Source organism: Streptomyces sp. CO7 (genome assembly GCF_053474865.1).
In genome coordinates, this window is sequence record NZ_JBRIOU010000001.1 from 52,674 (window position 1) to 59,207 (window position 6,534).

Annotated in this window: 5 protein-coding genes; 1 reads left to right on the forward strand and 4 read right to left on the reverse strand. The window is 74.7% G+C overall.

What is annotated here, in order from left to right:
* Positions 1-48 precede the first annotated feature (48 nt).
* Positions 49-855, forward strand: coding sequence for an RNA polymerase sigma factor SigF (locus ACOV8S_RS00230; protein WP_448315639.1), 807 nt, complete (start codon positions 49-51; stop codon positions 853-855).
* A gap of 33 nt (positions 856-888) precedes the next feature.
* Here ACOV8S_RS00230 and hutI read toward each other — a convergent pair whose 3' ends face one another.
* Genes hutI through hutU form a run of 4 tightly spaced genes read right to left on the reverse strand, consistent with a single transcriptional unit; the run spans position 889 to position 6,438 of the window.
* Entirely contained in the window at positions 889-2,112 is a 1,224-nt protein-coding gene (gene hutI / locus ACOV8S_RS00235) for an imidazolonepropionase (protein WP_448315149.1), read from the reverse strand.
* Entirely contained in the window at positions 2,109-3,491 is a 1,383-nt protein-coding gene (locus ACOV8S_RS00240) for a formimidoylglutamate deiminase (RefSeq protein ID WP_448315151.1), read from the reverse strand. Before ACOV8S_RS00240 ends, hutI begins: the two co-directional genes overlap by 4 nt.
* Positions 3,488-4,687: an allantoate amidohydrolase gene (locus ACOV8S_RS00245; protein ID WP_448315641.1), complete on the reverse strand. Its 1,200-nt coding sequence runs from the start codon at positions 4,685-4,687 to the stop codon at positions 3,488-3,490. Before ACOV8S_RS00245 ends, ACOV8S_RS00240 begins: the two co-directional genes overlap by 4 nt.
* Before the next feature lie 50 nt (positions 4,688-4,737).
* Complete coding sequence (gene hutU, locus ACOV8S_RS00250; protein WP_448315153.1) at positions 4,738-6,438, reverse strand: urocanate hydratase; 1,701 nt, start codon at positions 6,436-6,438, stop codon at positions 4,738-4,740.
* Positions 6,439-6,534 lie beyond the last annotated feature (96 nt).

The window sequence follows — 6,534 nt, forward strand, 5'->3', positions numbered from 1 at the left end:
CCGCCGCACGGCCCCGCCGGCACCGCTCCCCCAGCGGATCCGGCCGGCCTGCTGGACGGCCTCCCCGAGATCCCGCACTACGCGGGAGTGCGCGCGGCCGACGCCCGCGCCCTCTCCAGGGCCCTGTTCGAGCGGCTGGAGTCGCTCGAGGAAGGGACCGCGGAGCACAGCTACGTACGCAACACGCTGGTCGAGCTGAACCTTGCGCTGGTGAAGTTCGCGGCCTCCCGGTTCGGCTCCCGCAGCGAGCCGATGGACGACATCATCCAGGTCGCGACCATCGGCCTCATCAAGGCGATCGACCGGTTCGAACTGAGCCGCGGTGTGGAGTTTCCCACATTCGCCATGCCGACCATCATCGGCGAGATCAAGCGCTTCTTCCGCGACACCTCCTGGTCCGTGCGCGTCCCGCGCCGGCTGCAGGAGCTGCGGCTGGACCTCGCCAGGGCCACCGACGAGCTGCAGCAGCGGCTCGACCGCGCGCCGACCGTCGGCGAGCTGGCCGAGCACCTGGGGATCTCCCGTGAGGACGTGCTGGAGGGCATGGTCGCCTCCAACGCCTACACGGCCTCCTCGCTGGACGCCCAGCCCGAGGAGGACGACTCCGAGGGAGCCCTGGCGGACCGCATCGGCTACGAGGACGACGATCTGGAGGGCGTCGAGTACATCGAGTCGCTCAAGCCCCTGATCGCCGGGCTCCCGGCCCGCGAGCGGAAGATCCTCTCGCTGCGGTTCACGGCCGGCATGACCCAGTCCGAGATCGGCGAGGAGCTCGGCATCTCGCAGATGCACGTCTCCCGGCTGCTGTCCCGGACGCTGGTCAAGCTGCGTGAGGGCCTCACCGGCGAGGAGTAGCGCCACCGCCGGGTGTGGGGAGCTTCGGGGGCCTCATACCTCGCGGACGCCGCCCCGCCACACCCCCGCCACCAGGGGGACGCCCGGCCGGTAGGCCAGGTGCACGTGGCTGGGCGCGTCGAGCAGCAGCAGGTCCGCGCGGGCGCCGGGCGTGATGCGTCCGACGTCCGCGCGGCGCAGCGCCGCCGCGCCGCCCGCGGTGGCCGCCCACACCGCCTCGTCGGGGGTCATGCCCATGTCCCGCACGGCGAGCGCCACGCAGAACGCCATGGACGAGGTGTACGACGATCCCGGGTTGCAGTCCGTCGACAGGGCGACGGTGACCCCGGCGTCGAGCAGCCGCCGCGCGTCGGGCCACTCGGCCCGGGTGGAGAACTCCGCCCCGGGCAGCAGGGTGGCCACGGTCCGGCCGCCGGAGCTCGCCAGCGCGTCCACGTCGGCGTCGGTCAGGTGGGTGCAGTGGTCGGCGCTGGCCGCGTCCATCTCCACCGCCAGCCGTACGCCGGGGCCGTGCCCCAGCTGGTTGGCGTGCACGCGCGGCACCAGGCCGCGCTCCCGGCCCGCGGTGAGGATCGCGCGGGCCTGGTCGCCGTCGAAGGCGCCGCGCTCGCAGAAGACGTCGACCCAGCGGGCGTGCGGGGCGCAGGCGTCCAGCATCTCGCCGGTGACCAGCTCCACGTAGGCCGCCGGGTCGTCGGCGTGCTCGGGGGCGACGATGTGCGCGCCGAGGTAGGTGACCTCGGGCGTGTGCCGGGCGGCGATCCTCAGCGAGCGGGCCTCGTCCTCGACGGTGAGGCCGTAGCCGGACTTGGTCTCCACGGTGGTGGTGCCCTGGCGCAGCGCCTCCGTCAGGTGCCGCACCAGATTGGCCTCCAGCTCGGCCTCGCCGGCCGCGCGGGTGGCCGCGACGGTGGTCCGGATGCCGCCCGCCGTGTAGGGCCGGCCGGACATGCGCGCGTTGAACTCCTCGGTGCGGTCGCCGGCGAAGACCAGATGCGTGTGGGAGTCCACGAACCCCGGCAGCAGCGCGCGTCCCTGGGCGTCGACCCGGTTGTCGGTGGCGGGTGCTTTCCTGGACATACCGGTCCACACGACGCGGTCGCCCTCGATCACGACGGCCGCGTCGCGGATCACGCCGAGCGGTGAGCCGTCCGAGGAGGAGCCGAGGGAGGGGTCGTTGGTGACCAGGTGGGCGACGTTGTCGATCAGGGTGCTGGTCGTCGCGGTGTCGGCAGGGGTGCTGGGAGGGGTGCTCATGCTCGTCCTGTGCGCAGGTGGGCGACGGCCGTCGCCAGTTCTCGGGCGGGTTCGGGGACCAGGGTGTGCGCCCCGTCGCGGACCACGTGGCGGCCCGCGCACACGGTGTGGCGCACGTCCGCGGCCGTCGCGGCGAATACCGCGGTCTCGGCGCCGCGCTCGGGCGGCGGCCCCGCGGTCCTGACGGTGTCCAGGGCGACGGTCGTCCAGTCGGCCGGCGCGCCCGGCGCGAGCGTGCCCGCCTCCGGGCGGCCGAGGGCGGCGTGGCCGTCGGCCCCGGCGGCGCGCAGCAGCGCTCCGGCGCCCCAGTGGCCGCGGATCCGGGTGCGCAGCCGTTCGTCGAGCTCCAGGGCGCGCGCCTCCTCGAACAGGTCGATCACGGCGTGGCTGTCGGAGCCGAGGCTGAGCGGCGACCCGGCCCGCTGGAGGGCGGGCGCCGGTCCGACGCCGTCGGCGAGGTCGCGTTCGGTGGTGGGGCACATGCAGGTACCGGTACCCGAGCCGCCGATCAGGGCGATGTCCTCGTCGGTGAGGTGGGTGTTGTGCACGCCGGTGGTGCGCGGGCCCAGGACGCCGTGGTCGGCGAGCAGCCGGGCCGGGGTGCGGCCGTGGGTGGCCAGGCAGGCCTCGTTCTCCGCGGGTTGTTCGGAGAGGTGGACGTGCAGCGGCGCGCCGCGTTCCTCGGCCCAGCGGGCGACCTGGGCCAGCTGGCCGGCGGGGACGGCGCGCACGGAGTGGACGGCCGCGCCGAGGGTGACGTGGTCGCGTTCCTTCAGCAGCGAGGCGCGGGCGGCCCACGCCTCGGCGTCGCCGTCGCTGAAGCGCAGCTGGGCCCCGGTGGGGGGTTCGCCGAAGCCGGAGGACAGGTAGGCGGTGTCCAGCAGGGTGATCCGGACGCCGGCCTGGGCGGCGGCCTCGATCAGCGCCTCACCCATGGCGTTGGGGTCGTCGTAGCGGGACCCGCCGGGGGCGTGGTGCAGGTAGTGGAACTCGCCGACGGCGGTGATGCCGGCCAGCGCCATCTCGGCGTAGACGGCGCGGGCGAGGGCCAGGTAGGAGTCCGGGTCGAGCCGCCCGGCGACCTGGTACATCACCTCGCGCCAGGTCCAGAAGGTGCCGCGGTCGGCCTGGACGACGCCGCGCAGTGCCCGGTGGAAGGCGTGCGAGTGGGCGTTGGCCAGGCCGGGGAGGGTGAGGCCGCGCAGCGGCTCCGCGCCGGGCGGCGGCGCGGGGGTGTCCTCGGTGACGGCGGTGATCCGTCCGTCCGCCCCGCTCTCCACCAGGACGCCGGAGCGGACCGGGCCGTCGGCGGTGAGGAGGGCGTGCTCCAGCCAGTAGGCCCGGGAGCGGCCCGGGCGGCCGGTGTCGGGGTGGGTCACGCGCGGACCAGTCCTTCCAGGGCGTCGGCGAGGGCGCGCACTCCCGTGACGCAGTCGTCCTCGGCGGCCCGCTCGGCCGGGGAGTGGGAGACGCCGGTGGGGTTGCGCACGAACAGCATGGCGGTGGGGATGCTCCCGGCGAGGATTCCGGCGTCGTGTCCCGCGCCGGTGCCCAGGACGGGAGCGGGCCCGCGCTCGCCTCCGAGCAGGGCTGCGAGGCGGTCACGCAGCGCGTGGTCGAAGCGGGTCTCGCCGGTGAACGACTCGCGGGCCACCTCCAGGCGGACACCGTGCGCCTCGGCGGCGGCGCGGGCGGCGCGCTCCACGGCGCCGACCACGTCGTCCAGGGCCTCCTGGGCGGCGGCGCGGGAGTCCAGCCAGCCGCGCACCAGGGAGGGCACGGCGTTCACCCCGTTGGGGTCGACGGCGACCTTGCCGAAGGTGGCGACGGCGCCCGCGCGCGTCGCCTCGCGGCGGGCGGCGAGGACGGTCTCGGCGTACGGCAGCATCGGGTCGCGGCGGTCGGCCAGGCGGGTGGTGCCCGCGTGGTTGGCCTCGCCGTGGAAGTCGAACCGCCAGCGGCCGTGCGGCCAGACCGCGCTCGCCACGCCCACCGGGTCGCCGGTCAGGTCCAGGGCGCGGCCCTGCTCGATGTGCAGTTCCACGAACGCACCGATGCGGCCGAGGCGTTCGGGGTCCGCGCCGATGGCGTCCGGATCGTGCCCGGCGGCCTCCATGGCGCGGGGCAGGGTGACGCCGTCGGCGTCGGTGAGCCGGTGCGCCTGTTCGCGGGTGAGCAGTCCGGCGGTGAGTCGGGAGCCGACGCAGGCCAGCCCGAACCGGGCGCCCTCCTCGTCGCCGAAGTTGACCACCGCGAAGGGGCGGCCGAAGTGGGCGCCCCGGTCCCGGAGTTCGTCGAGCGCGGCGAAGGCGGACACCACGCCCAGCGGTCCGTCGAAGGCGCCGCCGTCCGGGACGGAGTCCAGGTGGGAGCCGGTCACCACGGCGTCCCCGGCCGACGGATCGCCCAGCCATGCCCACTGGTTGCCGTTGCGGTCGGTCTCCACGGCCAGGCCGCGGGCCTCGGCCTGCTCGCGGAACCAGGCCCGGCAGTCGCCGTCGGCCGCCGTCCAGGCGAACCGGCGGTACCCGCCGGAGGAGCGGTCCCGGGCGATGCCGGCCAGGTCCCGCCACATCTCGTGGAACGACGCGCCCTTGGGCACGGCGGCGGACTCCTTCGGCACGCTCACGCGCCCTCGCCCCCGCCGGCGCCCTCGTGGTCGCCCCCGCTGTCGCCTTCGCGCATGGGGACGCGGACGCCGCGCTCGCCGGCCACCGTCTCGGCGATGTCGTAGCCGGCGTCGACGTGGCGGATGACGCCCATGCCGGGGTCGTTGGTGAGGACCCGGCGGATCTTCTCCCCGGCCAGCGGCGTGCCGTCGGCGACGGTGACCTGGCCGGCGTGGATCGAGCGGCCCATGCCGACGCCGCCGCCGTGGTGCAGCGACACCCAGGACGCGCCGGAGGCCACGTTGACCATGGCGTTCAGCAGCGGCCAGTCGGCGATGGCGTCGGAGCCGTCGAGCATCGCCTCGGTCTCCCGGTAGGGGGAGGCGACCGAGCCGCAGTCCAGGTGGTCGCGGCCGATGACCACCGGGGCCTTCAGCTCGCCGCTCGCCACCATGTCGTTGAACCGCTCGCCGGCCTTGTCGCGCTCGCCGTAGCCGAGCCAGCAGATGCGGGCGGGCAGGCCCTGGAACTTGACCCGCTCACCGGCCAGCTTGATCCAGCGGGCCAGCGACTCGTTCTCCGGGAACAGGTCGAGGACGGCGCGGTCGGTGGCCGCGATGTCCGCCGGGTCGCCGGACAGGGCCGCCCAGCGGAACGGTCCCTTGCCCTCGCAGAACAGCGGCCGGATGTACGCGGGCACGAAGCCGGGGAAGGCGAACGCCCGGTCGTAGCCCGCGAGTCGCGCCTCGCCGCGGATGGAGTTGCCGTAGTCGAAGACCTCCGCGCCGGCGTCCTGGAAGCCGACCATCGCCTCCACGTGGCGGGCCATCGACTCGCGGGCACGGGTGGTGAAGCCGGCCGGGTCCTTGGCGGCCTGATCCGCCATCTCGTCGAAGGCGATACCGACGGGCAGGTAGCTCAGCGGGTCGTGGGCGGAGGTCTGGTCGGTGACGACGTCCATGGGCGCGCCCATGGCGAGCAGCTTCGGCAGCACCTCGGCGGCGTTGCCGAGCACGCCGATGGACAGCGGGCGGCGGGCGTCGCGGGCCTCCACCGCCAGCTGGAGCGCGTGGTCGAGGGAGTCGGCGCGGACGTCGAGGTAACGGTGCTCGATGCGGCGCTCGATGGCGCGGGGGTCGCAGTCCACGCAGATCGCGACGCCCTCGTTCATGGTGACCGCGAGGGGCTGGGCGCCGCCCATGCCGCCGAGGCCGGCGGTGAGGGTGATGGTGCCGGCCAGGGTGCCGCCGAAGCGCTTGGCGGCGACGGCGGCGAAGGTCTCGTAGGTGCCCTGGAGGATGCCCTGGGTGCCGATGTAGATCCACGAGCCGGCGGTCATCTGCCCGTACATGGTCAGGCCGAGGGCCTCCAGGCGGCGGAACTCCTCCCAGTTCGCCCAGTCGCCGACGAGGTTGGAGTTGGCGATCAGGACGCGGGGGGCCCACTCGTGGGTCTGCATCACGCCGACGGGGCGGCCGGACTGGACGAGCATCGTCTCGTCCTGCTTGAGCGTGCGGAGGGTGCGGACCATGGCGTCGAAGGAACGCCAGTCGCGGGCGGCCTTCCCCGTACCGCCGTAGACGACGAGCTTGTCGGGGTGCTCGGCGACCTCGGGGTCGAGGTTGTTCTGCAGCATCCGCAGGGCGGCTTCCTGCTGCCAGCCGGCGGTGGTGAGTTCGGTGCCGCGGGGGGAGCGGACGGGGCGGGGACCTGGCATGCCGGCTGCCTCCTGGGGGCGTTTGCTTGACCTCTATTCACATCCTGTCGGCGTGAATAGCTCCAGTCAACAGCGCCACCCCTCCCCGCCCCGGCT